We start from the raw sequence: 1,595 nt of genomic DNA on the forward strand, positions 1-1,595 counted from the left end.
TGATGAACACCTACCGGCCCGATCTCGCCAGGTCGCTCTCGACCGCCGAACTGCTCGAACTGCGCTTCGATCCGACGATCTCGCGCGAAATGGTGCGCAACCTGGCTCGCGAGGGCGAAGCCTATCTCAAGCAGCGCGGCCACCAGATCACCGCCGGCCGGCTCTATCTCTGCCATTTCCTCGGGATGGAAGGTGCCCACCAGATCCTGTCGTCGTCCGGCGACGCATTGATTGCCGATGTCCTTGGTGCGGTCGTCATCAAGGCCAATCCGTTCCTGACCGGCAAGAATGCCACCTATGTCGTCGCCTGGGCGGAGAAAAAGATGACCGGACGCGCCCCGGCCGTATCGTCGCAGCCCGGCACAGCCACCACTGCGCCACCGCCGCCGGTCGTCCGGCAGACGTCGCCGGAATTCGAGAAATACAAGCAGGCGATCACCACGACGCTGAGTTCGGTTGCGACGACGCTGTGAGCGTGTATCCCTGCAGCTTGTTCCGGGCCGGCTTGCCAGACTGCCCGCCGACGTGATTTGTGCGCTGACGATCCTTTAGACATCGCATTTTCGAGCCAGCAGTCCATGAACATCGCCGTTCCCAACGCCGACAGGATCATCGACGACAGCCGCGCAAGGCTGGACATCGTCGTGGCGCAGGAAGCCGAATTGGCAATGGCGCGTCTTGGGCGGACCGAAGACGTGAAGTTTTCTCCCGATGGTCGCCGCATCGCCATCGCTGGTTTCGCCAAGGGAACCTGCCTGCTGCTCGATGTCGAGATCGAGCGTTCGGGAAGCCGGCCGATCTTGCACGTCACGGACTACATGGAGCTGCATTCGGCCGCTTTGAACGAACCACATGGCTTCGACTTCATCGACGATCGAACGCTGTTGGTCGCCAATCGGATGGGCGGTGTCGCGATCCTTGCCGTCCCGGTTTCACAACAAAGCGCAGCGCATCCACGATCTCACACCGCTACGAACCATCACACGGGCAGGTCTTGCAACGCGTCTCCATTCCCCTGGCTCGGTATGCGTTTCCAGCACAAAGAACGGCCGATGCGAACTTCTCGTCTGCAACAATTACAAGCACCGGATTACCCGGCATGTGATCCGCGCTGACGGCGGCCGGAGCCTGCCGCGCAACTCGGTCCTGTTGGAACAAGGCCTCGACATACCCGACGGCATCGCCATCAGCCCGGACAAGGCCTGGATCGCCGTCAGCAATCACATGACGCACAGCGTGCTGGTTTTCGACAACAAAGAGCGCCTCAATCGCCAGTCGCGCCATGTCGGGACGCTCCTGGGCGTCAGCTATCCGCACGGACTTCGCTTTTCGCCAAATGGCAACAGGATTTACGTGGCCGATGCCGGCACGCCATACGTCCAGGTCTACGAGCCACACCGTGGCAACTGGACCGGCGAGTACGGGCCGGTGGCCTCGTTCAGGGTCCTCGACGACGAGACCTTTTGCAAGGGCAGGCATAACCCCGAGGAAGGCGGATCCAAGGGGCTCGATCTCGATCCGTCAGGGGAGTTGCTCGTGGTCACCAACGAGGAACAGCCGCTCGCCTGCTTTCATGTTTCCGCCTTGCTGACGTA

General features: G+C 61.6%; 1 protein-coding gene and 2 pseudogenes. All 3 read left to right on the top strand.

The genetic code is table 11. The features are described from left to right. Nucleotides 1–473, top strand: a pseudogene (locus QEZ49_RS17220) (M23 family peptidase); the annotation flags it as partial. Between the two features lie 105 nt (nucleotides 474–578). Continuing rightward, on the top strand, nucleotides 579–1,115 hold the full coding sequence (locus QEZ49_RS17225) for a hypothetical protein (protein WP_280223064.1): 537 nt from the start codon (nucleotides 579–581) through the stop codon (nucleotides 1,113–1,115). Further along, nucleotides 1,102–1,595: pseudogene (locus tag QEZ49_RS17230) on the top strand (hypothetical protein); the annotation flags it as partial. The gene QEZ49_RS17225 and the pseudogene QEZ49_RS17230, both read left to right, overlap by 14 nt.

The organism is Hyphomicrobium sp. D-2 (assembly GCF_029872155.1).
Classification (GTDB): Bacteria; Pseudomonadota; Alphaproteobacteria; order Rhizobiales; family Hyphomicrobiaceae; genus Hyphomicrobium_A.